Consider the following 23,287-nt stretch of genomic DNA (forward strand, 5'->3'; position numbering starts at 1 on the left):
CACAGAGGAAAACCGTTATGACTTTTTTCAATGACAAGAAGACCAATCTGTCCCGCCGCAACCTGCTCAAGGGGCTCGGCGCCTGCGCAGCCCTGCCCCTGCTCGGCGGCATTTTTCCCAAGAGTGCGCTGGCGAAAGCCATCAGCACCGCATTGAGTCAGTTCCCGACCCTGGTGCCCGCCCAGAAGGGCATTCTGACTGGCGCCCACTGGGGTGCTTTCGAGGCGATCGTCGAAGATGGCCGCATGGTGCGCGTCCAGCCGGTGGCCGATGATCCGGCGCCAAACGATCTCATCGACATGGCGCCGTTCCAGGTCCACGCCAAGAACCGCATCAAATACCCCATGGTACGCAAGAGTTGGCTGGAGCACGGCCCGGGCGCCAAGCCGGAGCTGCGCGGCGCCGACGAGTGGGTGCGGGTGAGCTGGGAGAAAGCCATCGAACTGGTGGCCGGTGAAATCCAGCGCGTCCAGTCTGACTTCGGCCCGCAGGCGATCCACGCCGGTTCCTACGGCTGGAAGAGTGTCGGCATGTTCCACAACAGCCGCACCCTGCTGCACCGCCTGATGAACCTCTCCGGCGGCTTCACCGGTTATGCCGGTGACTACTCCACCGGTGCGGCTCAGGTGATCATGTCCCACGTGATGGGCTCCATCGAGGTGTACGAGCAGCAGACCGCCTGGCCCAACGTGGTGGAAAACGCCGAACTGGTGGTGCTGTGGGGGGTCAATGCTCAGGTCACCCTGAAGAACAGCTGGAACATGCCGGATCACGAAGGTCAGGCTGGCTTCAAGGCGCTAAAAGAAAAAGGCACCCGCGTCATCAGCATCGATCCGGTCTACAACGAGACCGCCAAGCTGGTCGGCGCCGAGTGGATTGCCCCGAACGCCTACACCGACGTGGCCATGATGCTGGGTGTGGCCCACACCCTCTACAGCGAGAAGAAGCACGATCAGGCCTTCCTCGATCGCTACACCGTCGGCTTCGACAAGTTCCTCGCCTATCTGCTCGGCAAGGATGACGGTCAGCCGAAGAGCGCCGAGTGGGCGAGCACTGTATGCGGCGTCGATGCCAAGGTGATCCGCCAGCTGGCTCTCGACATGGCCGCCAAGCGCACCATGATCATGGCCGGTTGGGGCATGCAGCGTCAGCAGCACGGCGAACAGCCCAACTGGATGCTGGTCACTCTGGCCTCCATGCTGGGCCAGATCGGCCTGCCGGGCGGCGGCTACGGCTTCAGCTACCACTACTCCTCCGGTGGCAGCCCCACCGCCAAAGGCGGCATTCTGGCGGGCATCTCCGCCGGCAACGCACCGAAGAACAGCCCGGCCCCGATCCCGGTGGCCCGCATTGCCGACTGTCTCGCCAACCCGGGCAAGACCATCGACTTCAACGGCCGCAAGGTGACCTATCCGGACATCAAGCTGGTCTACGTGGCGGGCGGCAACCCCTTCCACCACCATCAGGACACCAACAACCTGCTGCAGGCGTGGCGCAAGCCGCAGACCGTGATCGTCCACGAGCCTTACTGGACTGCCACCGCCAAGCACGCCGATATCGTGCTGCCGGTCACCACCAGCTACGAGCGCAATGATCTGGAGATGGGTGGCGACTACTCCCAGCGCTATGTGTTCCCGATGCACCAGTGCGTGCCGCCCCAGTTTGAAGCCCGCAACGACTTCGATATCTTCAGCGCCATCGCCGCCAAACTGGGCGTGCAGGAGCAGTACACCGAAGGGAAGGATGAGATGCTGTGGCTCAAGCAGATGTACGACGGCATGGCGGCGCAGGCCCGTGGTGCCCGCGTGGCGCTGCCGCCGTTCAACATGTTCTGGGAATCCAACAACTACATCCGCTTCCCGATCCCGGAGGCCAACCGCCAGTGGATCCGTCACGCCGATTTTCGCGAGAACCCGCTGCTCAACCCGCTCGGTACCCCGTCCGGCAAGATCGAGATCTTCTCCAACACGGTGGCGGGGATGGGTTACGCCGACTGCGCCGGCCATCCCAAGTGGTATGAGCCCAGGGAGTGGGTGAAGAGTGAAGTGGCGGCGCGCTATCCGCTGTCGCTCAACACCTCCCACCCGACCCAGCGGCTGCACTCCCAACTCGACAACACCCCGCTGCGAGACAAGTTCGCCATCGCCGACCGCGAGGCGATCATGATCCATCCGCTGGATGCCAAGGCTCGTGGCATCGCCCAGGGGGATCTGGTGCGTGCCTTCAACGAGCGCGGCCAGATCCTGGTGGGCGCCCTGCTATCCGAGGATGTGCGCCAAGGCGTGGTGCGGATCTGCGAAGGGGCCTGGTATGACCCGGCCAAGCCGGGCGAAGCGGGCAGCATCTGCAAGAACGGCAACGTCAACTGCCTCACCTTCGACGAAGGCTCGTCCAGTCTGGCGCAGGGCAACTGCGGCCACATGGCCCAGCTGCAGATCGAGAAGTACACAGGCCCGGTGCTGGCCAACACCGCCCACGCGGTACCGGCCAACGGCTAAGGCGATTGCCACCCAATAAAAACGGCGCCATCAAGGCGCCGTTTCTTTATCTGTCTGCCAAAGAGCACACATAGTCCGGACGGATTTAAAAATCCCCCTCTTCCATATACTCCTGCGCGCACTCCACCAGCTGCGGCCACAGCTCTTCCGGCACCCAGGCGTCCGGGTCATCTTCATCCCCGTCGTACTGGCTCCAGAAATAGCGGCGCAGGCCGGAGGCAAACTCGTCGCTGATCTCGGCCAGCTCCGAGAGCGGCCCCAACCAGGCGATGCGGCGCAGGCCGGAGGCGAGATCGTTGATGGCATCCATCAGGGTGCGATCGTCGAAGCTCTGCTCCACCAGCAGGGTGAAGCGCTCGCGCGCCTGCTCGGTCTGCTCCTCGTCCAGCTCGCCCACATCGGCCAGCAAGTCGACAAAATCTTCCAGCAGGAACGCGATCAGGCCATCCCTGTCTTCAAACCACTGGATCTGGGCGCCCTTGACCCCCAGTACAGAGGCATCGAATGAATCGTCAAGATGGCACAGGGCCCACGGATCGTCGGTCATGGTTCTCTTCCTCAGGCTAAAACAAATGCCATATCTTATGCCTAGCTCTCGACCCTTGCCACCTTGGGCAACGAGAGGGAGGCGGCCAGCCCGCCCAGTTCGGCGCGGCCCATAATAAAGCTGCCGCGATAGGCTTCCGCCAGATCGGAGACGATGTTGAGACCCAAGCCCGAGCCCGGCACCTTCTCGTCGAGCCGCACCCCGCGCAGCACCGCCTTGGCGATCTGATCCTCGCTCATGCCGGGGCCGTCATCCTCGATACGCAGGGTGATCCAGCCCCCCAGCTCGGCGCTGGAGATACGCAGCTCGCTGGCGGACCATTTGAAGGCGTTCTCCAGCAAATTGCCCACCATCTCGTCGAAGTCCTGCTCCTCCACCCCGACCGCCAGATTGGCGGGCACTTGCAGATCCACCGTCTTGCCCGGATAGAGGCGGGAGAAGGCGCGGCAGATATACTCCACCCGCGCCCGCACCGGGGTCGACACCCCGAGGATCTTGGCGGCGCCGGTCACCCGCGCCTTACCGAGGTGATAGTCGATATGGCGCTGGATCTGGTCGAGCTGCTCGCCGATGGCGGCCTGATCCTCCGGCGGCAACTGGGCAACCTGATTGCGCATGATGCTGAGCGGCGTCTTGAGGGCGTGAGCCAGATTGCCGGTGTGGGCACGGGCACGCTGCAGCAGCTCGCCGTAGTGGTGCAGCAGCCGGTTGATATCCTCAACCAGCGGCTGGATCTCCAGCGGATAGCGCAGCCGGAATCCCTCCTGATGACCCTCGTGAACCCGCCCCAGTTCACGGCGCAGCAGATGCAGCGGCCGCAAACCATAGACGATCTGGAACATGAAGCCGAGCACCAGACCGGCGGCGGCAAAGCCGAGACCGAGGAACAGGCTGATGCGAGTTTTCTTCAGGGTCTGGATCAGGGTGCTGCTGTCCTTGGCCATCACCAGGGTAAAGACCCGATCCGAACCGGGCAACAGCACGGTGCGGGTCATGATCAGCAGCGGCTCCTTGTTGGGGCCCTTGCCAAAAAAGAGGTCAGGATCGCCAAAGGCAGACTTGAGGCCACGGCTCACCAGATGGGTGTCCCACAGGGATCGGGAGCGGCCCACCACATTTTCCCCCAGTTCCAACTGCCAGTAGTAGCCGGAGTAAGGTTGGCTGAAACGGGGATCGGCCATCGGTTCGATCACCACAGGTAGACCACTCTTCTCCACCTCCAGCCGGGAGAGCAGATCATAGAGCTGCAGGCGAAGGCCGTCGGCCTCCGCCTCCTGCCAGTAGTTGCGCATCATGGTCTGCAGGCTGAAGCCGGTGGCGAACAGAAACAGCCCGCACCACACCAGCGCAATGGCAAGCAGCCGCCCCCGCAGGGTTCGGACCAGCCTCATTCGTTGATCCGGTATCCGAGACCACGCACTGTCTCAATCAAGTCGGGATGGGTCTTCTTGCGGATCCGGCCGATGAACACCTCTACTGTGTTGGAGTCACGGTCGAAATCCTGAGCGTAGATGTGATCGATCAGCTCGCTGCGCGACACCACCTTGCCCCGATGCTGCATCAGGTAACCCAGCACCCGGAACTCGTGGGCGGTCAGCTTGATGGGGGTCCCTTCGTACCACACCTGGGAAGCCGCCATATCGAGCCGTACCCCGCCAATCTCCAGAACGGAGCTGGCGTTGCCTGCCGCCCGGCGCACCAGCGCATGCACCCGCGCCACCAGCTCGGCCACCTGGAACGGCTTGGTGAGGTAGTCATCGGCACCGGCATTGAGCCCCTCGATCTTCTCGTGCAGTTGGCCACGGGCGGTCAGTACCAGCACCGGGGTATCGATTCCCTTGCTGCGCCACTCCTTCAACACGCTCAGGCCATCGCGCCCAGGCAGGCCGAGGTCGAGAATGATGGCGTCATAGGGTTCGGTCTCACCGAGGAAACCGGCCTCGTTGCCGTCGTGGCAGAGGTCGGTGACAAAGCCGGAGAGGCGCAGCTGTTCGGCCAGCTGACCAGCCAGAATTTTTTCGTCTTCAACAATCAGAATTCGCATGAACAGGCTTCCACACAGGGGTTATTCATCATCCTCGACCGGGGGCTTTGGTGGTTCGAACAACCGCTCCAGATGGTGGCCCTTGGCCCACACCAGCTCAAGGTTGTCGGCCCGATAGGCTACCTTGATCACGCTGTTTTCCCGATCGATGACTCGCAGTTCATAGAGCCAGATACCATCCTCTTCTCCCAGATCCACCCGCAACACCCGCACCGGCAATCTGGCCGCCACCTCCATCATTTCATGGAAGGGCCGAACCCGTCCCTCATGGACAGCTTGCTGCAGCATGGCTTCATCAGGCGTGACCGCCTGTGCCAGCAACGGCAGCAATAACCCAAGCAGAGGGAGCGCTCTATTCATGGATGATTCATCTCCAAAAACCTAACATAATGGCGTTTATAGTCTGCCAGCCATGAATCCGGAATGAATATGATCCCGCGCAGTTTCCTGCTGATCCTTTGCCTGTTGAGTGCCACAAGCTGGGCGGCCCAGAGCCGTCTCGACATGGCCGGGCTGGTCAAACTCCTGCTGGCGCAAGGGTATCACGACATTCGGGAAGTGGAGCTGGAAGGGGACAAATTCGAGGTCAAAACCCTCAATCGCCAGGATCAGAAGGTGCATCTCATCGTCGATGCCTACACTGGCGAGATCAAACAACAAGAGGCCGATTAGGCCTCTTTTGCATTCCAGCGTCCCCGCATGGGGCGCAGCAGCTTCTCCCGCCTCGGCCAGAGCAGGGCGCAGGCCAGCAGCAGGTAGATGAGGGGCTCCCCCCAACCGCTCTTGAGCGACCACCAGTAGTGCACCGGCACCAGCAGGGCGATGGCATAGACCCAGTTGTGCAGCTTCTGCCATGCAGCGCCCATGCTGCGCTGCAATGCGGGCAGCGAAGTGATGCTGAGGGCGGCCAGCAGCAGCAGGGCCACCATCCCCACCACTATGTAGCTGCGCTTGACCAGCTCGCCGCCAATCAGCCCCCAGTCAAACTGCAGATCCAGCCCCAGCCACGCCATGAAGTGGAGCAGCGCCCAGGCAAAACACCAGAGCCCGAGGGGGCGGCGCAGCTTGATGAGCTGCCCCTGCCGCCAGCGCTTGGCCAGCGGCGAGACCAACAGGGTGAGCAGCAGCAGATTGAGCGCTCCCTTGCCGAGGTAGTGGATGAGCTCGGGCACCGGATCGCCCCCCAGCAGGCCTGCCGGGATGGCAAAAACCAGCCAGAGCAGGAAGCCGAGGGAGCACAGATGCACCAGCGCCCGCAAGCCGCTGATATGGGCCGGTTTCAATCTCAGTACCATTGGCGCAGATCCATCCCCTGATAGAGCGAGGCGACTTCGTCACCATAGCCGTTGAACATCAGGGTCGGCTGACGCTTGGCGCCAAACACTCCTCCCTCGCCGATGAAACGCTCGCTTGCCTGGCTCCAGCGCGGGTGATCCACCTGCGGGTTGACGTTGGCGTAGAAGCCATATTCGTTGGGAGCCAGCAGGTTCCAGGTGGTGGGCGGCATCTCCTCTACCAGCCGGATCGAGACGATGCTCTTGATGCTCTTGAAGCCATACTTCCACGGCACTACCAGCCGGATCGGCGCGCCATTCTGGGCGGGCAGGGTCTTGCCGTAGAGCCCCATCGCAAGGAATGAGAGAGGGTGCATCGCCTCGTCGATACGCAGCCCCTCCACATAGGGATACTCGATGCCGCCCCCCAAACTGGAGGCCTGCCCCGGCAGCGGTTTCGGATCAAACAGGGTTTCGAAGGCGACAAACTTGGCGCGACTGGTGGGCTCGGCACGGCGGATAATCTCCGCCAGCGAGATGCCGTTCCAGGGCAGTACCATGGACCAGGCTTCAACGCAGCGCAGCCGGTAGATCCGCTCCTCCAGCTCGCTTTTGTTGATGAGGTCCCACACATCGAGGGTAAAGGGCTTGGCCACCTCCCCCTCCACCTTGAGGGTCCAGGGTTCGGGCTTGAGGTAATGTGCGTTGCGAGCCGGGTCGGACTTGTCGGTGCCGAGCTCATAGAAGTTGTTGTAACTGGTGGCCTTCTCTTCCGGTGTCAGCACCAGATTGGCCGGGCGCTCCGCAGGCTTGCTGTTGAGCGGTTTGGTAGCTAATTGGGGGGCATCCTCTTTACCGCGCAGCAGGTCGAGCACTCCGGCCTGAGTGGGGAACGCCAGGGTGGCTGCGCCCAGACCCAGCCCCTTGAGAATAAGGCGGCGGTCCTGATAGACGGCTTCCGGGGTAACATCCTGTTCGGTGAGGGGGTGGGCGGTACGACGCTTGATCAACATTAAAAACTCCCGGGGCTGAGTGAGGCAGTATGGATAAGACCCGCCCCGGCAGATTTTTATTTCACACAAATTTACATCATGTGGTGCAGGGGCAGTGCCTTGGCCATGGTGCCGACCAGAAACAGGACTACGAACACCAGCAGGGGAACGATCACATTTGGCGCCATCAGACTCACTCCATGAGCAGGACAGGGCCTCTAACTATGGCCGACTGTCAGGCCGGTCACCAATGAATTTTTTTCGCGAGCGCAAGCGTATTCCTGAGTTGAAAAGGGTGATGAAGATCACACACAATTCGGCCCCCGCTTGCCGCCCCAATTGCCGGGGGTAGGCTGCCCATTTTGCGAAGCCAACTGAAGAGTCGCCCCCATGAGCCCACTGATCGCCATCGCCATCACTACTGGAATTCTCTCCGCCGTCTGGGGCTGGATTGCCGTCGCGTTCGGCCTTATCTCCTGGGTCGGCTTTCTCGGCTGCACCAGCTATTTCGCGTCAAGCGGCGGCTACAAGGCGCTGCTGCAGACCATCTTCTGCAACACCAGCGGCATGCTGTGGGCACTGCTGCTGATCCATGGCGACAGTCTGTGGGGAGCGGGTGTGGCGGGTTACGTGATGACGGGGGTGGTCGCAACCCTGATGTGCGTACAGGCCAAGCAGCAGTGGCTCGGCTACATTCCCGGCACCTTTGCCGGTTGCTGTGCCACCTTCGGGGCGGCTGGCGAGTGGCGGCTGATCCTGCCCTCCCTCATCATTGGCGCCTTGTTCGGTTACCTGATGAAGGCGAGCGGCCTCTGGCTCTCCCATAAAACCCAAAAAGCCGATGCCGCTCCGGCTGTGGTTGATCCCGCCTGATTTATCCCTTCGATTTGAAGTTTGCTGCTTCGATACCGTGCCGATTCAATAACTTGTAAAAATCGGTGCGGTTTCTACCCGCCAGGTTGGCCGCCAGAGTCACGTTGCCCTCGGTAGTGCGCAGCAAACGGATCAGATATTCCTTCTCGAATTCGGCACGAGCCTCATTGAAGGAAGGGATGCCACCACCGCCGCCGCTCAGGGCGGACTCAACCATGGAGACCCCGATCACCGGGCTGCAACAGAGGCTGGCGAGTTGCTCCACCAGATTGCAGAGCTGACGCACGTTACCGGGCCAGGCAGCTGCGGCCAACATCGCCAGCGCCTCCGGCGAGAAGCCCATCGCGGCGCAGTCGCTGTGGCGGCAGCGATAATCATCCAGCGCCTGTCTGGCCAGCAGCGGAATGTCTTCACTGCGGGCACTGAGAGACGGTAAGGTGATATTGGCGACGTTGAGACGATAGAAGAGATCTTCCCGAAAGCGTCCCTCCTCCATCGCCTTGACCAGATCCTGATGGCTGGAGCTGAGCACACGCACCTCCGGCGTGCCCTGGCCATACTCCTCCATCACCTGCAGCAGCTTGGCCTGCAAGGATTCCGACAGGCTGCCAATTTCGTCGAGAAACAGGGTCGCCCCCTTGGCCTGCTCGAACAGCCCGGACTGACCATCTTCACCAAACAGCTGCAAGTCGAGTGACGCCCACGGAATGGCGGCGCAGTTGATGGTATGGAGCGGCTTGTCGCGGCGCTGGCTGGCCTGGTGCAGCGCCTGCGCCATCGCCCCCTTGCCGGAGCCTGACGGCCCCATGATCAGTACTGGCACCTCCATGGTGGCGATGCTGTGAGCCTGGATCAGTAACTGTTCCAACTGGGGATTGCGGGTCAGGATCAGTGACTGCCACTCCTGCTGCTGTTTCGGCCGGGTCAGGCTGAGAGCATGCTCTATGGTGGCCAGCAGCTCATCCTTGTCAATGGGCTTGGTCAAAAAGCTGAAGACGCCGGAGCGGGTCGCCTGAATGGCATCCGGGATGGTGCCGTGGGCGGTCATGATGATCACCGGCAGCCCCAGCCACTGGGCCTGGATCCGCTCGAACAGCGCCAGACCGTCCATGCCCCCCATCCGCAGATCGCTCAGCACCAGATCGGCCCGCTGCTGGCGCAGCAGGTCGAGGGCCCCTTCCGCACTGTCGGCAGTATCCACCTCATAACCCTGACTGCGCAGCCGCATGCTCATCAGCTTGAGCAGACTGACGTCATCATCCACCAGCAAGATCCGGCTCATGGTATTACCTCACGATGCTCGTTGAGCTTGCGCTGGTTGAGCTGGTCATCGATGGCGGTCAGCTGTTCGATCTGGCGACGCAACCGCTGGATCTCCTGACTTTGATCATCGCGTCGGCTGTCGCGAGCCAGCAGCTGTTCGCCGAGGGCGATCCAGCTGCGCAAAAATGCCTGCGCATCGAGACCCAGCTCGGGCAGCATCTGCTTCAGGCGCGCCAGCCCGGCGGTACGATTGGCCACCGATTCGGCCGGGTGGGAATCCACCATCGCCAGACTGACCCGGCTCTCCAGATCATCCGCCCCTTTCAGGCGTTGACGCTCCTGCATCCGCTGCTGGGGGTGACTGGCCAGCAACCAGTCGGAGTATTGCAGACGTACCTGCATCTCCTTGTTGGCAAACTCCATCCGCTTGGCAAAAGCGATATCGGTGGAGTTCTGCTGTTCGTGCTGTGGCAGCAGGGCGCAACCCGCGAGCAACCCCATCATCAGGGCTGGAAATACGCGCTGTATCTTCATAGTTCTCTTTTCAACGTCAACCTGAAGCAGACATCCGCCTGTTCATCTTTCACCAGAACCAACTCACCTCCGAGACTATGGGCAGACTCCCGTGCGATAGAGAGGCCCATACCAGAGCCTTTCAATACACCTTGTCGCACTGTACTGCCTTGTTCGAAGGGTTCAAAAATACGTTGCTGATCGGCAGCGGGGATCTCTGGCCCCTCGTTGGCTACCTCCAGCCAGCTTGTCTGTTCATCCTGCCCTGCCCTGATCCAGATATTGCCCCCGCTGGCGCCGTAACTGACAGCGTTGGAGAAGAGGTTATCGAGGATCAGTCTCAACCGGTAGGGCTCCGCCCACAGGGTAACCGGCCCGATCGGCAAGTGTACACGGATCTGCTTGGACTCCAATGCCAACCGGTACTCGATGGTGAGTTCTGACAGCATGGGCAGCAGGGGGACAGATTCCAGCTCAAATGCCTCCTGCTGGGTGAGTCGATTGAAGTCGAGCAACCGCTCGATCAGGGTTTGCAAACGGCGACTGCTCTCGTCCAGCATCTGGCAGATCTCCAGCTGATCCGGCGTCAACGGCCCGACCAGCTGCTCGCAGAGCAGATCCGACCCCTCCCGCAGCACCGCTAGCGGGGTCTTGAGCTCGTGGGAAACATGACGCAGAAACTGGTACTTTTGCTGCTCCAGCTCCTTGAGCTTGTCGTAAAGCCAGAGGATCCGCTCCCCCAGCAACACCAGCTCGGCGGGGCCATCTACCGGCCTTGGATCCGGCTCGACCCCCGCCCCCAGGCTCAAGATGCGCGACTCAATCTGTCGTACCGGGTGGATGATCAGGTAGGTGAAGATAAAGACCATCAGCAGGCTGAGCGCCGCTACAGCGCCGCTCACCCACCAGAGCTCCCTGGTCAGTCCGGCGATGGTGAGTCGCACCCGATCCATGTGTTCGTCAACCCGGCTGCGGGTGACCATCTCAAGCTGCTTGTTGGCATCGTTAAACAGCTCTAGCTTGTCCCCCGCCACCGCAGCCTGGGCCAGCGCGGCATCCTGCAAGCTGTCGAGCCAAGCCAGCCCCTGATCGAGCCCCCTGTAGAGCTGACCGTCGGAGATAGAGCTGCGATGTTCTGCCAGCAACACCCGATACCCGTCGAGTTGCTGCTGGTAGCTGGTGAGGCTGCGGCGATCCCCCAGCACCGCGAAGCGGCGCAAGGTGCGTTCGATATCGATGGCTTGCGCCGTCAGCAGGGTGGCGCGGCGGGTATCCTTGACCGCCCGCTCCATCTCGTCGCTGGTGAGTTGGCTGAGGTGGGCAAGGGAGGTGCTGTTGTGCCAGATCATGCCGCCCAGCGGCATCAATACCAGCACGAATCCCATCAATACCACCTGCAGCAGGGAGCGTGGGCGAACCTTGGTCATCATCTCTTCTCTTGCGTTCTCACCGGTGCGCCAGCATAGCTGCACCGCCCAGAAAAACAAAACCGGCCAACAGGCCGGTTTGGATTATCTGGATTGTGGTGATTCACGCCAACGCGACAGAGGCCAGACAGATAATCATGATCAGCGCCAGCGCACCCGAAGCGGTCAACAGCGCCCATTTCAGCTCCACACTCATGCAAACCTCCTTTCTGCCAATCAGTGCCGGATCACAATAGATAAGACAATGTTAAGCCATAGTTAATCCGATAACCGTGAGCTGCGTATACATTTCAGATGAGCCCAACCCCGGGAAGGTCAGCATGTTCTATCTGTGTAGCATTGGTTCCAATATTGACCCGCATATCCATGTCAGCCGCGCGCTGGCCGAGCTGTTTGAGAACGTCGGTCCCCTTCGGCTGAGTTCGGTGATCCGCACCAAGCCGGTGGGAATGCACTCCAGCCACGACTTTCTCAACTGCCTGCTGGTGGTGGAGAGCCCGCTCGATGCCGCCCGCCTCAAGCAGCACTTTGTCGCCCTCGAGGTGGCTCACGGCCGTGATCGCAGCGATCCGCTCTGCAAGGTGCACGACCGGCCACTCGACATCGATATTCTGGCCAGCAACAGGAGCGGTGACTTTGCCTCGGCAGAGGTCGATTCCTATCTGGCGGAGCTGCTGGCAGAGCTCTACGGCCATGGCGAGGTGCATGACCCCAAGGTGGCGCTGCAAGTGACGCTCCCCGCCCAGTCGGGCAAGCTCAAACCCGGCAAGGGCTTGCTGACCCGGCAGGTCGGGCTGGGGCCGCTGGTGCTCGGCAACCCCTCAGAGGTTGGCCAGCGCGCGTCCGCCATCTACCTTGATGCTGGCACCCGTCATATAACTGTTCCCCATCAGTAACTGCACCGCCTGCCAGATGGGCTCAAGTCCCCCCTCCCGCGCCAGCGGTGTTTTCGCCAACACCTGCTGGCGCCATGCCTCGTCATGCTCGTCGAGAAACAGGATCGGCCCCGGCTCTATGGTGTTGACCCGCACCGCAGGCGCCAGCTCGCGGGCAAAGCTCATGGCCAGCGAATGGGCTCCCGCCTTGGTCGCCACATAGCTGGCAAAACGGGGGGCCGGGGCATGGATATAGATATCGGTGATGTGAATGATGCTGGCGTTGGGATTGCTGGCCAGCTGGGGGGCCAACGCCCGGTTTAGCTGGAAGGGGGCCGCCATGTGTACCCGGTAAAACTGCTCGAATTGGGCCAGTTGCGCCGCCGGATCAGTTGCCTGCGGCTCGAAGGCCGAGGCGTTGTGGATCACCAGCGCCAGATCCTGATGGGCAGCCAGCACATCGATCAGCTTGCCAACGTCCTCTTCCCGACCAAAATCCGCCAGCACCAGTTCGACCCCCAGTGCTGCCAGCGTGGCCAGCTCCGGCCGCTCGCTGCGATAGCTGCCCGTCACCTGCCAACCCGCTGCCACCAGCTGTTCACAGAGATAAAATCCGAGTCGACGGCCGCAGCCCGTAACCAATGCACGCATACGATCTCCTTTCCCTTTCATGGTCTTGCATGAACGAAGCCCGCCTGCCAGCGGATCACCGCCGATGGCTTGTGCCTATCAATCCCTGCGGCACAAGCCATTGGTCGCGAGCTACCCGCCCGCGTCATAGTGGCGGCATCCCCCTCTTGCGGAGTTACCACCATGCTGAAAGTACACCACCACATGGGTCGCCTGACCCACTCCCTGACTGCCGGACTCGGCCTGGCCGAGGCGCTGGATCGCCTGCATCAATCGGGTCTTGGCGGCCTGCCGGTGCTGGATGAGCAGAAACGGCTGATCGGCTTTCTTTCCGAACAAGATTGCATTCCCAGCCTGCTCACCGGCAGCTACCACTGCGATACCCGCACCCGGGTGGAGGATCTGATGAACCGTTCGCCCCTCTCGGTCGGGCCGGATGACAGTATTCTGGAGCTGGCCCGCCAGATGGCTGACGCCAAGCCCAAGATCTACCCGGTGCAGCAACAGGGCAAGGTGGTCGGCATCATCAGCCGCCGTCAGGTGATGCAGGCCCTCAACCAGCAGATGAAGGTGTGCCAGCAGACCTAGATCTGGTAACGCCCCTTGTCACCGATATCGAAGTGCAGGGGCATCCGCCACTTGGCCAGCGCCAGCAAGGTCAACAGGGCCCCGCAGGCCAGCGCCACCAGTGCGGCGGCCCACTCCACCCGCAACCACTCCAGCAGCCATAACGCCGGCAGCAATACGGGCACCAGCTTGATGCCGGGAATGGCGAAGCAAAACTGCTCCTTGAACGCCAGCCCGGAGAGGGTCGCCAACGCCGCCCCCAGCACCAACGCATCCGGAGCCCCCACCGCTGCCAGGGCCAGTGCACCCCAACCAAATCCCTGCAGAATCAGGCGAATCCGCTTGTCGTAGATATGCAGCGAGAAGCCGCAGATTGCGCTTGCCACTGCCAGCGACATCAACCATTGTGCCGACGGGAGCAGTGCCATCCCGCTCAGCAGCGCCGCACCGCGGCAAAGCAGCAACAGGGCTGCCGCACTCAAGCCAAGGCGGTAGAGCGAGACGGTCAACTTGTCGATCCCGTCTAGCGGGCTCTCGATTTCAGGATTTGCCATAAACAGTCGCTTCTAACGGATCAGGTGCCATCCAATATACTGGAATCAGGTCTTGGAATATCTTCAAACGGGCTCAGGAGACGTAGTTTGCGTGTGATCCCCCTGTTTTGGTTGCTGTTTCCACTCGGATTGCCCGCCAAAGAGCTGGTGATCTGCGGCACCATGGAGCCCCCGCTCAAGTATCTCGATGCCGATCAGAAACCCCGCGGACTCGATATAGACATAGTCACCACCATCTTCGACAAGCTGGAGACGCCCTTTCGGATCGAGCTGGCCGATTCCGGTGCCCGCCTCACCCGCAATGCCGAAACCGGCGCCTGCGATCTGGTGATGACCCACTCCTACAAGGCAGAGCGGGAGAGTTATCTCATCTATCCCCAACAGGCCCATCTTCGCCACAGCTGGCACTTCTTCGTGCGCAAGGCGGACCTGATGAAGATCCGCTACGAAACGCTGGCCGATCTCAAACCCTGGCGCATCGGCGTGACCAAGGATTTCTCCTACACCCCTGAACTGGCAGCGGCCATGACCGACCCTGCCTATCAGTTCCAGGAGATCACCATGAACCAGCTGCAACTGCGCAAACTGCTGGCCGGACGGATCGATACCGTGCCCATGCCGCTGGTCACCGCCTTCACCCAGATCAAGGAGGAGGGGCTGACGGGCAAGGTCGATTACCTGCCAAAACCGCTCAAGAGCAGCCCCTACTTCAACACCTGGGCCCGCGCACGAGCGGATGCACAGACCCCCGCCCTGATGGCGGCCTACGATGCCGAACTGCTGCGCATGAAGCGCAACGGCAGCCTCAAGACCCTCTACGACAAGTACGCCATCCCCTATCTCGAACCCTGATCAAGGGGTCAGGGTTTCGCACGGGAGCTGGATCTCTACGCCCTCCCCCTTATGCACACCGACTCAAGGTTTCACGTCCCGCAGGATCGGATTCTGCAGCGAAATCAGGGTTTCAGTGGATTGGATCTCGTCGATGGTCTGGATCTTGTTGATCAGCACTATCTGCAGCTCGTCGATGGAGCGGGTCATCACCTTCATGAAGATGCTGTAGTGGCCGGTGGTGTAGTAGGCCTCCACCACCTCGTCCAGCGCCTGCAGCTTGGCCAGTGCCGAGGGGTAATCCTTGGCGCTCTTCAGATTGATCCCGATAAAGCAGCAGACGTCGTAACCCAGCTTCTTGGGGTTAACCTGCACCCGTGTCCCCTCGATGATCCCCGCCTGTTTCATCTTCTCCACCCGCACATGGATGGTGCCCGGGCTGACCGCCAGTTGTTTCGCAAGTTCTGCGTAAGGGATCCGCGCATTCTCCATCAGAGCGGTGAGGATGGCCTGATCGAGATTATCGATTCGGTAATTTTCCGGCATTTTTTTGCACCTCCGTTGACGATACTTCATTAAATGACGGCTTATTTTGAATAAAAAAATACACAAAGCCTATTTCTATTATCGAATATTGAATTTAGTTGGCATTCCGTTGAAGAATCACCTCATCCACCGGGGTTTGAAACAGGAATTCAGCATGAAACAGCACTACATTCGCAGCCAACAGCAGATCAGCTTCGTCAAAGAGATGTTCTCCCGCCAACTCGCCCAACAACTGGGTTTGATGGAGGTGCAAGCCCCCATTCTGAGCCGAGTCGGTGATGGCACTCAGGACAACCTCTCTGGCCACGAGAATGCAGTGCAGGTCAAAGTGAAGACCCTGCCGGAGCACAGCTACGAAGTGGTCCATTCACTGGCCAAATGGAAGCGCCAGACCCTGGGTCGCTTCGGCTTCGGCCCGGGCGAAGGGATCTACACCCACATGAAGGCGCTGCGTCCGGACGAGGATCGCCTCACCCCCATCCACTCCGTCTACGTGGATCAGTGGGACTGGGAGAAGGTGATGCCGAGCGAGCGCCGCGATCTCGCCTATCTGCAAGAAACCGTGCGCGGCATCTGGGCCGCCATCAAGGCCACCGAGCGCGCAGTCTGCGCCGAACATGAGCTGACCCCCTTCCTGCCAGCCGAGATCCAGTTCCTGCACAGCGAAGAGCTGCTGGCCCGTTACCCGGACCTCGATGCCAAGGGGCGCGAGCGTGCCATCGCCAAAGAGCTGGGGGCCGTGTTCCTGATCGGCATCGGCGGTGCCCTCTCCCACGGTGAGCGTCACGATGTGCGCGCCCCGGACTATGACGACTGGAGCAGCCACAACGAGCTGGGTCTGGCAGGTCTGAACGGCGACATTCTGGTGTGGAACCCGGTGCTGCAAGACAGCTTCGAGATCTCCTCCATGGGGATCCGGGTCGACGCCGAGGCGTTGCGCCGCCAGCTGGCCATCACCGGCGATGAAGATCGCCTGCAGTACGACTGGCATCAGGATCTGCTGGCCGCACGGATGCCGCAGACCATCGGCGGCGGCATCGGCCAATCTCGTCTGGCCATGCTGTTGCTGCAAAAAGAGCATATCGGTCAGGTACAGGTTGGCGTCTGGCCAGCCGAGATGAAAGCTGCCGTGCAAGGCATGCTGTAACGAATGAAGGCCATGCCGGCGACATCTCAGCCGGCATGGCAACAGGCAGGTGGCCGTCGGGGTTGAGCGAGCGCATCCCCGGCAGGCTGTAAGACGCAAGGCCGTTAGCGGTTTTGTTTCGAAATCGGGGCTTGCCCCTGCGACCCGCTCAACCCACGTCAGGTCGCTTCACTACATTCCTCCCGGCAATCTTCGGATTGCCGTTTTTTTAGGCCGAAAAACTGTGATCGAACCCGGCCCCGATCTGGCGCTGGCGCGGCAACCTCGCCTTTCTGCTGCCGGTGCAGTGGCAGGCAAACAACTGATCCACCGCCTCTTCCTGCAGATAGGTGCCGAGCGCCACCACCCGCTCTGGGCTGGAAAACTTCAGGTGCAGGCCGCCGATGACGGCGTGGATCCGCTCGTCGCCACACACCTCCTTGGCCCGCGCGATGATGTTCTCGACCCCGGCGTGACCGCAGCCGATAAAGACGATGAGCCCCTGCTCGCTCTTGTAGGCCAGCGCCGAGTCGTCACTGATAAGATCCTTCTCCACCCGCCCACCCCGCACTATGTAGCCGAGCAGCGAAGGCGCAGCCCGGTCGCGCCGCACAATGCTGCCGAGGAACACCAGATGATCCGAGAGCCACACCGGCTCGGCCGAGCAGTGGGGAAGCAAGCCCTTGGCCGGCAGCGACTCCCGAGCCAGCTCCCCCGACAGGCGATAGAGGTTGCGCCGCCAGAAGGGCAGCGACAGGAAGTAGCCCCGCTCGCAAAACACATCCGGACAGGCGATGAGCGGGATGGGTCTTGGATAGGCAGGCAGCGAGCCGACCCCGCCCACGTGGTCGTAATGACCGTGGGAGAGCACCACATGGGTGAGCGAGGCGAGATCGATCCCCATCACGGCGGCGTTGTGGCGCAGCACCCGGCCACGGCCGCTGTCAAACAGCACCCTGAGGCCGTCACACTCCAGCAGCAACGCCAACCCTCGCTCGGGCAGACAGCCAGGCAGATGAACGTCATCATCCACCAGCACGGAAAACTTCAGCATCTCGCTCCCCCTGAAAACAAAACGCAGGCACGAGGCCTGCGTTTTTCATCGACAATCCCATTACTGGGTCATGGTGAGGCCGTTGCTGTCGGCCCCCAGCACCAGTTTTTTGCCCGGCACGATGCGGCCGGAGAGCAGCGCCTGCGCCAGCGGGTTCTCCACCTTCTGCTGGATCGCCCGCTTGAGGGGACGCGCCCCGTAGACGGGGTCGAACCCGGCATGCACCAGCTTCTCGAGCAGCGCTTCGCTCACCTCCACCTCGTAACCCTGAGCCTCAAGACGGCCCATCAGGCTCTTGAGCTGGATCCGAGCGATGGACTTGATGTGCTCCTCGCCGAGGGGATGGAACACCACCGTCTCGTCGATCCGGTTGATAAACTCCGGCCGGAAACTGCGGGTCAGCACATCCATCAGCATGGCCTTCATCTCGTCGTAATCCTTCTCGGAGTGGTGCTCCTGAATGAGATCCGACCCGAGGTTGGAGGTCATGATCACCACCGAGTTGCGGAAATCGACGGTCCGACCCTGACCATCGGTCAGGCGGCCATCGTCCAGCACCTGCAACAGGATGTTGAACACATCCGGATGCGCCTTCTCCACCTCGTCCAGCAGGATCACCGAGTAGGGACGACGGCGCACCGCCTCGGTCAGATAACCACCCTCTTCATAACCCACGTATCCGGGAGGCGCCCCCACCAGACGGGCCACGCTGTGTTTCTCCATGAACTCCGACATGTCGATCCGCACCATGGCATCCTGGGTATCGAACAGGAACTCGGCCAGCGCCTTGCACAGCTCGGTCTTGCCCACCCCGGTGGGCCCCAGGAACAGGAAGGAGCCGATGGGGCGGTTAGGGTCGGAGAGACCGGCACGGGAGCGACGAATGGCGTTGGAGACCGCATCGACCGCCTCCTCCTGACCAATCACCCGGCTGTGCAGCTGATCTTCCATCCGCAGCAGCTTGTCGCGCTCCCCTTCCAGCATGCGGGCGACCGGAATACCGGTCCAGCGGGCCAGGACGTCTGCGATCTCCACATCGGTGACCCGGTTGCGCAGCAGGCTGGTCTCCTGCATCTCGGCCTGAGTGGCGAGATCCAGCTGTTTCTCCAGCTCCGGAATGCGGCCATATTGCAGCTCGGACATCCGACCCAGGTCGCCTGCGCGGCGCGCCACATCGAGATCCTGACGGGCCTGCTCCAGCGCAGCCTTGATATGCTGGGTGCCGGCGAGAGCGGCTTTCTCGGCCTTCCACACTTCGTCCAGCTCGTTGTATTCCCGATCTTTTTCGCCAATCTCCTGATTGATCAGCTCCAGTCGTTTGCGGCTGGCATCGTCGTCCTCCTTCATCAGCGCCTGCTGCTCCAGCTTGAGCTGGATGATGCGCCGCTCGAGGCGATCGAGCGCTTCCGGCTTGGAGTCGATCTGCAACCGGATGCTGGCTGCTGCCTCGTCGATGAGGTCGATGGCCTTGTCCGGCAGCTGGCGATCCGCGATGTAGCGGTGGGACAGCTGGGCCGCCGCCACGATGGCAGGATCGGTGATCTGCACATGGTGGTGCAGCTCGTAACGCTCTTTCAGGCCGCGCAGAATGGCGATGGTGTCCTCCACGCTCGGCTCTTCCACCAGCACCTTCTGGAAACGGCGCTCCAGCGCGGCATCTTTCTCGATGTACTGACGGTACTCATCCAAGGTGGTGGCGCCGACGCAGTGCAGGTCGCCACGGGCCAGCGCAGGTTTCAGCATGTTGCCCGCGTCCATGGCCCCTTCGCCCTTGCCGGCGCCGACCATGGTGTGCAACTCGTCGATAAAGAGGATGACATTGCCCTCCTCCTTGGCGAGATCGGTCAGTACAGCCTTGAGCCGCTCTTCAAACTCGCCGCGATACTTGGCACCGGCCACCAGCGCCCCCATGTCCAGCGACAGCACCCGCTTGTTCTTGAGCCCTTCCGGTACTTCGCCATTGATGATGCGCTGGGCCAGTCCCTCGACGATGGCGGTTTTACCGACACCGGGAGCCCCGATCAGCACGGGGTTGTTCTTGGTGCGGCGTTGCAGCACCTGAATGGTACGGCGGATCTCGTCATCACGGCCGATCACCGGGTCGAGTTTGCCGATTTCGGCCCGCTCGGTCAGATCGATGGTGTACTTCTCCAGCGCCTGACGGTTCTCCTCGGCGTTGGCATCTTCCACCTTCTTGCCGCCACGCACCTTGTCGATGGCCGCTTCGAGTTTTTCCTTGGTCAGCCCCTGGGCGCGCAACAGCTCGCCCAGCGTTCCCTTGTCGTCGAGGGCAGCCAGCACGAACAGTTCGGAGGAGATGAACTGATCCTTGCGCTGCTGGGCCAGTTTGTCGCAGACGTTGAGCAGGCGGCCGAGGCCGTTGGAGAGCTGCACGTCCCCTTCCACGCCGCTGACGCGCGGCAGGCGATCCAGCTCCTCACCGAGACGGGAGCGCAGGGCGTTGATATCCATCCCGGTCAGGGTGAGCAACGGACGGATGGAGCCGCCATCCTGATTGACCAGTGCGGTCATCAGATGGACGGGTTCGATAAATTGGTGGTCACGACCCAGCGCAAGAGACTGGGCATCGGAAATAGCAATCTGGAATTTGCTGGTCAGGCGATCGAGGCGCATTGCACTCCCCCTTTCAAGACGGACGCCGCTTGCGCGGCAAACAACATAACTTTCTGAGATGAAAGATGAGGCCCGTACGGGCTATTTCAAGGGCTGTGACTGGTTATTTTTTCTGCAAGACGGGACAAGAACAGGATCCCCGCCTCTCTCATACGGATCTGTTCTTGAGAGAGACGGGCTATTAGTTGGCGGGGGATTGCTTAGCGGGCCAACCAGATGAGGGAGGCCATCCGGCCGGTCTGGCCGTCGCGACGATAGGAGTAGAACTGCTCGCTGTCGCTGAAGGTGCAGTATTCGCCGCCATAGACGGCGGTAACGCCAGCGCGGGCGAGGCGCAACCGCGCCAGCTGGTAGATATCTGCCAGCCATTTCCCCTCATTGGACGAAGGGACGAACGCCGCGACCGCTTCAGCCTGCTCAGCCATAAAGGCCTCGCGCACCTCTCCCCCCACTTCAAATGCGGCAGGGCCAATTGCCGGGCCCATCCAGGCCAGGAGCTCGCCCGGCTCGCAGCCCATGGCGGCGATGCTCGCCTCCAGCACGCCCTCTTTCAGTCCACGCCAGCCTGCGTGGGCCGCTGCGACCACGGTACCTGCCCGATCGCAGAACAGCACCGGCAGACAGTCAGCAGTCATCACGATGCAGGCCTGCTCCGCCTCATGGGCGCAGGCAGCATCAGCATCCGGCGCCTGCTGATAATGGCTGCTGACCTGATGAACCACGGTGCCGTGCACCTGATTAAGCCAGTTGAGGGGCCCCGGGATGGCAGCCGCCTGCTGCAGCCGGGCCCGATTGGCCTCGACTCGCACCGGTTCGTCACCCACGTGGGCCCCCAGATTGAGGCCGGTAAAGACCCCTTCACTTACTCCGCCATCCCGGGTGGTCGAAAGGGCACGGACGCACGCTGGTGCCGGCCAGTCGGGTTCAAGCCATTTCATTGCTCACTCCTTCACGCTCTATCGTTCAAATGGAAACGGGGCGCTTGGCTGCAACCAGTCAAGACGCCCCGTTTCAAGGTTCTGTGTGCTACGCGCTGTATCGGCGGGTTACGGCAGAAGTTGTCGCAATACCGCCAGATTCATCACCCTTTCCAGAGCAGCTCGTCCAAGTTGGCGAGGGCTATTCAGGAGTGCAGTGCCTCAATCAAGCACTATTTCCAGACCAATTCATCCGGATTGGCGAGGGTGTCGGCACGCAGCACCTCCATCAGCGCCACCATGTCTTGCGGCGTGGGGGAGTGCCACTGCATCACTTCACCCGTGATGGGATGAGCCAGCTGCAGCATGGTGGCGTGCAGCGCCTGACGATGGAAGTTGCGCAGCGCCTCGGTCAGCTCGGGGGTCGCGTTGCGCAGCGGGCGCAGACGGCCACCGTAGGCGGGATCCCCCACCAGCGGGTGTTTGATGTGCGCCATGTGGACACGGATCTGGTGGGTACGGCCGGTTTCCAGACGCAGACGCAGACGGGTGTGGCCACGGAACTTCTCGTGCACCCGGTAGTGGGTCACAGAGGGGCGGCCATTGGGCACCACGGCCATATGGGTACGCTGGGTCGGGTGACGGCCTATGGGCGCATCAACCGTACCACCTGCGGTCATGTGACCGATGGCGATCGCTTCGTACTCACGGGTGATCTGGCGCGCCTGCAACGCTTCCACCAGATGGGTCTGGGCGGGTACGGTTTTGGCAACCACCATCAAACCTGTGGTGTCTTTATCCAGACGATGCACGATACCGGCGCGGGGTACCTCGGCAATGCCGGGGTAGCGGTGCAGCAGGGCGTTGAGGATGGTGCCATCCGGCGTGCCTGCGCCCGGGTGAACCACCAGACCGGCTGGTTTGTCGATCACCAGAATGTGTTCATCTTCATAAACGATGTTGAGCTCGATATCCTGGGCATCCCAGCGAGTATCATCTTCCAGCTCGACATTCACATGCACCTGCTGCCCGGCCAAAATCTTCTCGCGCGGGGTGTTGGCAACCTGACCGTCCAGGGTCACTCTGTCCTGTAAAATCCACTCCTTGATGCGGGTGCGGGAGTAGTCTGGAAACAATTCGGCCAGGGCCTGGTCGAGTCGCTGCCCGAATTGGTGATCCTGGAATTCGCCTGTCAGTTCAATATGCTGGCTCATGTATGGTCTCTTGAGCGGGGGGTATCAATTCGAAATAATCCGGGTATTCTAGCTTTTCTTTTAGCCAAGCATAACGGATACTTTGCCAATTTCGTGGAAATGGACCGGATGTTGTTGATGGGAAAGAAGTCTCACCTGCTGATGTCGCTCGCCTTGGTCGCTACCTTGATCACAGGCTGTTCCAGCACCAAACCCAAGGTACCCGACGAACCGCCGGAGACCCTGTACCAGAAAGCACGCCTCAAACTGGACGTTGGCAATTACGTGCAAGCCACTGAATTACTTGAGGCTTTGGACTCTCGCTACCCGTTCGGCGCCTACTCTAACCAGGTACAGCTTGACCTCATCTATGCCTACTACAAGCAGGATGATACCGCTCAGGCGATCGCCAATATCGACCGTTTTATCCGCCTCAATCCGGCGCATAAAAATATCGATTACGTATTCTATATGCGCGGCCTGACCAACATGGCGGCGGATTACAACTTCTTCCAGAGCCTGTTCGGTATCGGTCGTGACGACAAAGACCCGGCTTATGCCCGTCAGGCATTCCAGGATTTCAAGACCCTGCTGCAAAACTACCCCAACAGCGTCTATGCCGCCGATGCCCGCGCTCGCATGATTGGCCTGAAGAATCGTCTGGCCCGATATGACCTGAGCGTGGCCGAGTATTACGTGAAGCGTGATGCACTGGTCGCGGCCGCCAACCGGGCCAAGCTGATTGTCGAGACCTACCCCGACACAGCCGAAACCGAGAAGGCACTGGAGATCATGGTCGAGTCTTACGACGCCCTGAAGATGCCGCAGCTGGCCAAGCATGCCCGCGAAGTGCTGGCCAAGAACTACCCGGAGAACCGCCTCGGCCGTGGCTGAGTGATACGGATAAACCGGTAATAAAAAAACCGATG

General features: G+C 61.2%; 25 protein-coding genes. 8 read left to right on the top strand and 17 right to left on the bottom strand.

Going from position 1 to position 23,287, the window contains the following annotated elements; all coding sequences use genetic code 11:
* Positions 1 to 17: 17 nt before the first annotated feature.
* The gene (gene torA, locus G5380_RS13215; protein ID WP_421352804.1) at positions 18 to 2,498 is read left to right on the top strand and encodes a trimethylamine-N-oxide reductase TorA; all 2,481 of its coding nucleotides are present in this window, start codon (positions 18 to 20) and stop codon (positions 2,496 to 2,498) included.
* 85 nt (positions 2,499 to 2,583) lie between these two features.
* On the opposite strand, the gene G5380_RS13220 is transcribed toward torA, so the two are convergent.
* Genes G5380_RS13220 through G5380_RS13235 form a run of 4 tightly spaced genes read right to left on the bottom strand, consistent with a single transcriptional unit; the run spans position 2,584 to position 5,449 of the window.
* Entirely contained in the window at positions 2,584 to 3,045 is a 462-nt protein-coding gene (locus G5380_RS13220) for a hypothetical protein (RefSeq protein WP_108542312.1), read from the bottom strand.
* Between the two features lie 41 nt (positions 3,046 to 3,086).
* Positions 3,087 to 4,436 carry a sensor histidine kinase gene (locus G5380_RS13225; RefSeq protein ID WP_216952239.1) on the bottom strand — a complete coding sequence of 450 codons (1,350 nt, stop codon included), beginning with the start codon at positions 4,434 to 4,436 and terminating at the stop codon, positions 3,087 to 3,089.
* Entirely contained in the window at positions 4,433 to 5,089 is a 657-nt protein-coding gene (locus G5380_RS13230; protein ID WP_005341873.1) for a response regulator transcription factor, read from the bottom strand. Before G5380_RS13230 ends, G5380_RS13225 begins: the two co-directional genes overlap by 4 nt.
* A 21-nt stretch (positions 5,090 to 5,110) precedes the next feature.
* On the bottom strand, positions 5,111 to 5,449 hold the full coding sequence (locus tag G5380_RS13235) for a PepSY domain-containing protein (protein WP_005339825.1): 339 nt from the start codon (positions 5,447 to 5,449) through the stop codon (positions 5,111 to 5,113).
* 63 nt (positions 5,450 to 5,512) lie between these two features.
* Here G5380_RS13235 and G5380_RS13240 point away from each other — a divergent pair, with 63 nt between their 5' ends.
* Complete coding sequence (locus G5380_RS13240) at positions 5,513 to 5,761, top strand: PepSY domain-containing protein (protein WP_013724184.1); 249 nt, start codon at positions 5,513 to 5,515, stop codon at positions 5,759 to 5,761.
* Here the strand turns inward: G5380_RS13240 and msrQ are convergent.
* Entirely contained in the window at positions 5,758 to 6,384 is a 627-nt protein-coding gene (gene msrQ, locus G5380_RS13245; RefSeq protein WP_421209075.1) for a protein-methionine-sulfoxide reductase heme-binding subunit MsrQ, read from the bottom strand. The genes G5380_RS13240 and msrQ overlap by 4 nt on opposite strands.
* Entirely contained in the window at positions 6,375 to 7,376 is a 1,002-nt protein-coding gene (gene msrP, locus G5380_RS13250) for a protein-methionine-sulfoxide reductase catalytic subunit MsrP (protein ID WP_421352805.1), read from the bottom strand. The genes msrQ and msrP overlap by 10 nt, the downstream gene beginning before the upstream one ends.
* A gap of 369 nt (positions 7,377 to 7,745) precedes the next feature.
* Between msrP and G5380_RS13255 the strand changes: the two genes are divergently transcribed.
* A complete protein-coding gene (locus tag G5380_RS13255) occupies positions 7,746 to 8,228 on the top strand; it encodes a DUF1097 domain-containing protein (protein WP_005339809.1) in 483 nt (160 codons plus the stop codon).
* A 1-nt stretch (position 8,229) separates the two neighbouring features.
* On the opposite strand, the gene G5380_RS13260 is transcribed toward G5380_RS13255, so the two are convergent.
* From G5380_RS13260 to G5380_RS13275, 4 genes are all read right to left on the bottom strand, one after another.
* Complete coding sequence (locus tag G5380_RS13260) at positions 8,230 to 9,510, bottom strand: sigma 54-interacting transcriptional regulator (RefSeq protein WP_421223022.1); 1,281 nt, start codon at positions 9,508 to 9,510, stop codon at positions 8,230 to 8,232.
* Positions 9,507 to 10,025, bottom strand: a complete 519-nt coding sequence (locus G5380_RS13265) for a hypothetical protein (protein WP_227341794.1) — start codon at positions 10,023 to 10,025, stop codon at positions 9,507 to 9,509. Before G5380_RS13265 ends, G5380_RS13260 begins: the two co-directional genes overlap by 4 nt.
* Positions 10,022 to 11,431 carry a sensor histidine kinase gene (locus G5380_RS13270; protein ID WP_421252063.1) on the bottom strand — a complete coding sequence of 470 codons (1,410 nt, stop codon included), beginning with the start codon at positions 11,429 to 11,431 and terminating at the stop codon, positions 10,022 to 10,024. Before G5380_RS13270 ends, G5380_RS13265 begins: the two co-directional genes overlap by 4 nt.
* A gap of 103 nt (positions 11,432 to 11,534) precedes the next feature.
* The gene (locus G5380_RS13275) at positions 11,535 to 11,627 is read right to left on the bottom strand and encodes a YnhF family membrane protein (protein ID WP_216952243.1); all 93 of its coding nucleotides are present in this window, start codon (positions 11,625 to 11,627) and stop codon (positions 11,535 to 11,537) included.
* 124 nt (positions 11,628 to 11,751) lie between these two features.
* Here G5380_RS13275 and G5380_RS13280 point away from each other — a divergent pair, with 124 nt between their 5' ends.
* On the top strand, positions 11,752 to 12,327 hold the full coding sequence (locus G5380_RS13280) for a 2-amino-4-hydroxy-6-hydroxymethyldihydropteridine diphosphokinase (protein ID WP_216952244.1): 576 nt from the start codon (positions 11,752 to 11,754) through the stop codon (positions 12,325 to 12,327).
* On the opposite strand, the gene G5380_RS13285 is transcribed toward G5380_RS13280, so the two are convergent.
* Entirely contained in the window at positions 12,253 to 12,957 is a 705-nt protein-coding gene (locus G5380_RS13285) for an SDR family oxidoreductase (protein ID WP_216952245.1), read from the bottom strand. The two genes, G5380_RS13280 and G5380_RS13285, sit on opposite strands and share 75 nt — an antisense overlap.
* A gap of 162 nt (positions 12,958 to 13,119) precedes the next feature.
* On the opposite strand from G5380_RS13285, the gene G5380_RS13290 reads away from it, so the two are divergent.
* Positions 13,120 to 13,524, top strand: coding sequence for a CBS domain-containing protein (locus G5380_RS13290; RefSeq protein WP_216979929.1), 405 nt, complete (start codon positions 13,120 to 13,122; stop codon positions 13,522 to 13,524).
* Here G5380_RS13290 and G5380_RS13295 read toward each other — a convergent pair.
* Positions 13,521 to 14,057: a DUF2301 domain-containing membrane protein gene (locus tag G5380_RS13295; RefSeq protein WP_064338940.1), complete on the bottom strand. Its 537-nt coding sequence runs from the start codon at positions 14,055 to 14,057 to the stop codon at positions 13,521 to 13,523. The genes G5380_RS13290 and G5380_RS13295 overlap by 4 nt on opposite strands.
* Before the next feature lie 87 nt (positions 14,058 to 14,144).
* Between G5380_RS13295 and G5380_RS13300 the strand changes: the two genes are divergently transcribed.
* On the top strand, positions 14,145 to 14,909 hold the full coding sequence (locus G5380_RS13300) for a substrate-binding periplasmic protein (RefSeq protein WP_421209076.1): 765 nt from the start codon (positions 14,145 to 14,147) through the stop codon (positions 14,907 to 14,909).
* A 63-nt stretch (positions 14,910 to 14,972) separates the two neighbouring features.
* Here G5380_RS13300 and asnC read toward each other — a convergent pair whose 3' ends face one another.
* On the bottom strand, positions 14,973 to 15,434 hold the full coding sequence (gene asnC, locus G5380_RS13305) for a transcriptional regulator AsnC (RefSeq protein WP_005339783.1): 462 nt from the start codon (positions 15,432 to 15,434) through the stop codon (positions 14,973 to 14,975).
* Positions 15,435 to 15,588: 154 nt separating this feature from the next.
* Between asnC and asnA the strand changes: the two genes are divergently transcribed.
* The gene (asnA, locus tag G5380_RS13310; protein ID WP_194494708.1) at positions 15,589 to 16,581 is read left to right on the top strand and encodes an aspartate--ammonia ligase; all 993 of its coding nucleotides are present in this window, start codon (positions 15,589 to 15,591) and stop codon (positions 16,579 to 16,581) included.
* A 208-nt stretch (positions 16,582 to 16,789) separates the two neighbouring features.
* Here asnA and G5380_RS13315 read toward each other — a convergent pair whose 3' ends face one another.
* The 4 genes from G5380_RS13315 to rluD form a co-directional block, all read right to left on the bottom strand.
* Positions 16,790 to 17,614, bottom strand: a complete 825-nt coding sequence (locus tag G5380_RS13315; RefSeq protein ID WP_421352806.1) for an MBL fold metallo-hydrolase — start codon at positions 17,612 to 17,614, stop codon at positions 16,790 to 16,792.
* A gap of 60 nt (positions 17,615 to 17,674) precedes the next feature.
* Positions 17,675 to 20,248: an ATP-dependent chaperone ClpB gene (gene clpB, locus G5380_RS13320; protein WP_005356335.1), complete on the bottom strand. Its 2,574-nt coding sequence runs from the start codon at positions 20,246 to 20,248 to the stop codon at positions 17,675 to 17,677.
* A gap of 200 nt (positions 20,249 to 20,448) precedes the next feature.
* Positions 20,449 to 21,186 carry a peptidoglycan editing factor PgeF gene (pgeF, locus tag G5380_RS13325; protein WP_421352807.1) on the bottom strand — a complete coding sequence of 246 codons (738 nt, stop codon included), beginning with the start codon at positions 21,184 to 21,186 and terminating at the stop codon, positions 20,449 to 20,451.
* A 212-nt stretch (positions 21,187 to 21,398) separates the two neighbouring features.
* Entirely contained in the window at positions 21,399 to 22,379 is a 981-nt protein-coding gene (gene rluD, locus G5380_RS13330; protein WP_227341786.1) for a 23S rRNA pseudouridine(1911/1915/1917) synthase RluD, read from the bottom strand.
* Between the two features lie 117 nt (positions 22,380 to 22,496).
* Between rluD and G5380_RS13335 the strand changes: the two genes are divergently transcribed.
* Positions 22,497 to 23,252, top strand: coding sequence for an outer membrane protein assembly factor BamD (locus G5380_RS13335; RefSeq protein ID WP_005339769.1), 756 nt, complete (start codon positions 22,497 to 22,499; stop codon positions 23,250 to 23,252).
* Positions 23,253 to 23,287 lie beyond the last annotated feature (35 nt).

It is taken from the genome of Aeromonas sp. 604443 (genome assembly GCF_049170315.1).
In the GTDB taxonomy this organism is placed as follows: domain Bacteria; phylum Pseudomonadota; class Gammaproteobacteria; order Enterobacterales; family Aeromonadaceae; genus Aeromonas; species Aeromonas veronii_A.

Bases quoted from the DNA above. Each gene is read 5' to 3' on its own strand.
- torA (WP_421352804.1), top strand. From the start codon at position 18: ATGACTTTTTTCAATGACAAGAAGACCAATCTGTCCCGCCGCAACCTG.
- G5380_RS13230 (WP_005341873.1), bottom strand. From the start codon at position 5,089: ATGCGAATTCTGATTGTTGAAGACGAAAAAATTCTGGCTGGTCAGCTG.
- G5380_RS13255 (WP_005339809.1), top strand. From the start codon at position 7,746: ATGAGCCCACTGATCGCCATCGCCATCACTACTGGAATTCTCTCCGCC.
- asnA (WP_194494708.1), top strand. From the start codon at position 15,589: ATGAAACAGCACTACATTCGCAGCCAACAGCAGATCAGCTTCGTCAAA.
- G5380_RS13280 (WP_216952244.1), top strand. From the start codon at position 11,752: ATGTTCTATCTGTGTAGCATTGGTTCCAATATTGACCCGCATATCCAT.
- rluD (WP_227341786.1), bottom strand. From the start codon at position 22,379: ATGAGCCAGCATATTGAACTGACAGGCGAATTCCAGGATCACCAATTC.
- G5380_RS13240 (WP_013724184.1), top strand. From the start codon at position 5,513: ATGAATATGATCCCGCGCAGTTTCCTGCTGATCCTTTGCCTGTTGAGT.
- G5380_RS13275 (WP_216952243.1), bottom strand. From the start codon at position 11,627: ATGAGTGTGGAGCTGAAATGGGCGCTGTTGACCGCTTCGGGTGCGCTG.
- G5380_RS13290 (WP_216979929.1), top strand. From the start codon at position 13,120: ATGCTGAAAGTACACCACCACATGGGTCGCCTGACCCACTCCCTGACT.
- G5380_RS13225 (WP_216952239.1), bottom strand. From the start codon at position 4,436: ATGAGGCTGGTCCGAACCCTGCGGGGGCGGCTGCTTGCCATTGCGCTG.
- pgeF (WP_421352807.1), bottom strand. From the start codon at position 21,186: ATGAAATGGCTTGAACCCGACTGGCCGGCACCAGCGTGCGTCCGTGCC.
- G5380_RS13315 (WP_421352806.1), bottom strand. From the start codon at position 17,614: ATGCTGAAGTTTTCCGTGCTGGTGGATGATGACGTTCATCTGCCTGGC.
- G5380_RS13270 (WP_421252063.1), bottom strand. From the start codon at position 11,431: ATGACCAAGGTTCGCCCACGCTCCCTGCTGCAGGTGGTATTGATGGGA.
- asnC (WP_005339783.1), bottom strand. From the start codon at position 15,434: ATGCCGGAAAATTACCGAATCGATAATCTCGATCAGGCCATCCTCACC.
- G5380_RS13220 (WP_108542312.1), bottom strand. From the start codon at position 3,045: ATGACCGACGATCCGTGGGCCCTGTGCCATCTTGACGATTCATTCGAT.
- msrQ (WP_421209075.1), bottom strand. From the start codon at position 6,384: ATGGTACTGAGATTGAAACCGGCCCATATCAGCGGCTTGCGGGCGCTG.
- clpB (WP_005356335.1), bottom strand. From the start codon at position 20,248: ATGCGCCTCGATCGCCTGACCAGCAAATTCCAGATTGCTATTTCCGAT.
- G5380_RS13295 (WP_064338940.1), bottom strand. From the start codon at position 14,057: ATGGCAAATCCTGAAATCGAGAGCCCGCTAGACGGGATCGACAAGTTG.
- msrP (WP_421352805.1), bottom strand. From the start codon at position 7,376: ATGTTGATCAAGCGTCGTACCGCCCACCCCCTCACCGAACAGGATGTT.
- G5380_RS13285 (WP_216952245.1), bottom strand. From the start codon at position 12,957: ATGCGTGCATTGGTTACGGGCTGCGGCCGTCGACTCGGATTTTATCTC.
- G5380_RS13335 (WP_005339769.1), top strand. From the start codon at position 22,497: ATGGGAAAGAAGTCTCACCTGCTGATGTCGCTCGCCTTGGTCGCTACC.
- G5380_RS13235 (WP_005339825.1), bottom strand. From the start codon at position 5,449: ATGAATAGAGCGCTCCCTCTGCTTGGGTTATTGCTGCCGTTGCTGGCA.
- G5380_RS13260 (WP_421223022.1), bottom strand. From the start codon at position 9,510: ATGAGCCGGATCTTGCTGGTGGATGATGACGTCAGTCTGCTCAAGCTG.
- G5380_RS13265 (WP_227341794.1), bottom strand. From the start codon at position 10,025: ATGAAGATACAGCGCGTATTTCCAGCCCTGATGATGGGGTTGCTCGCG.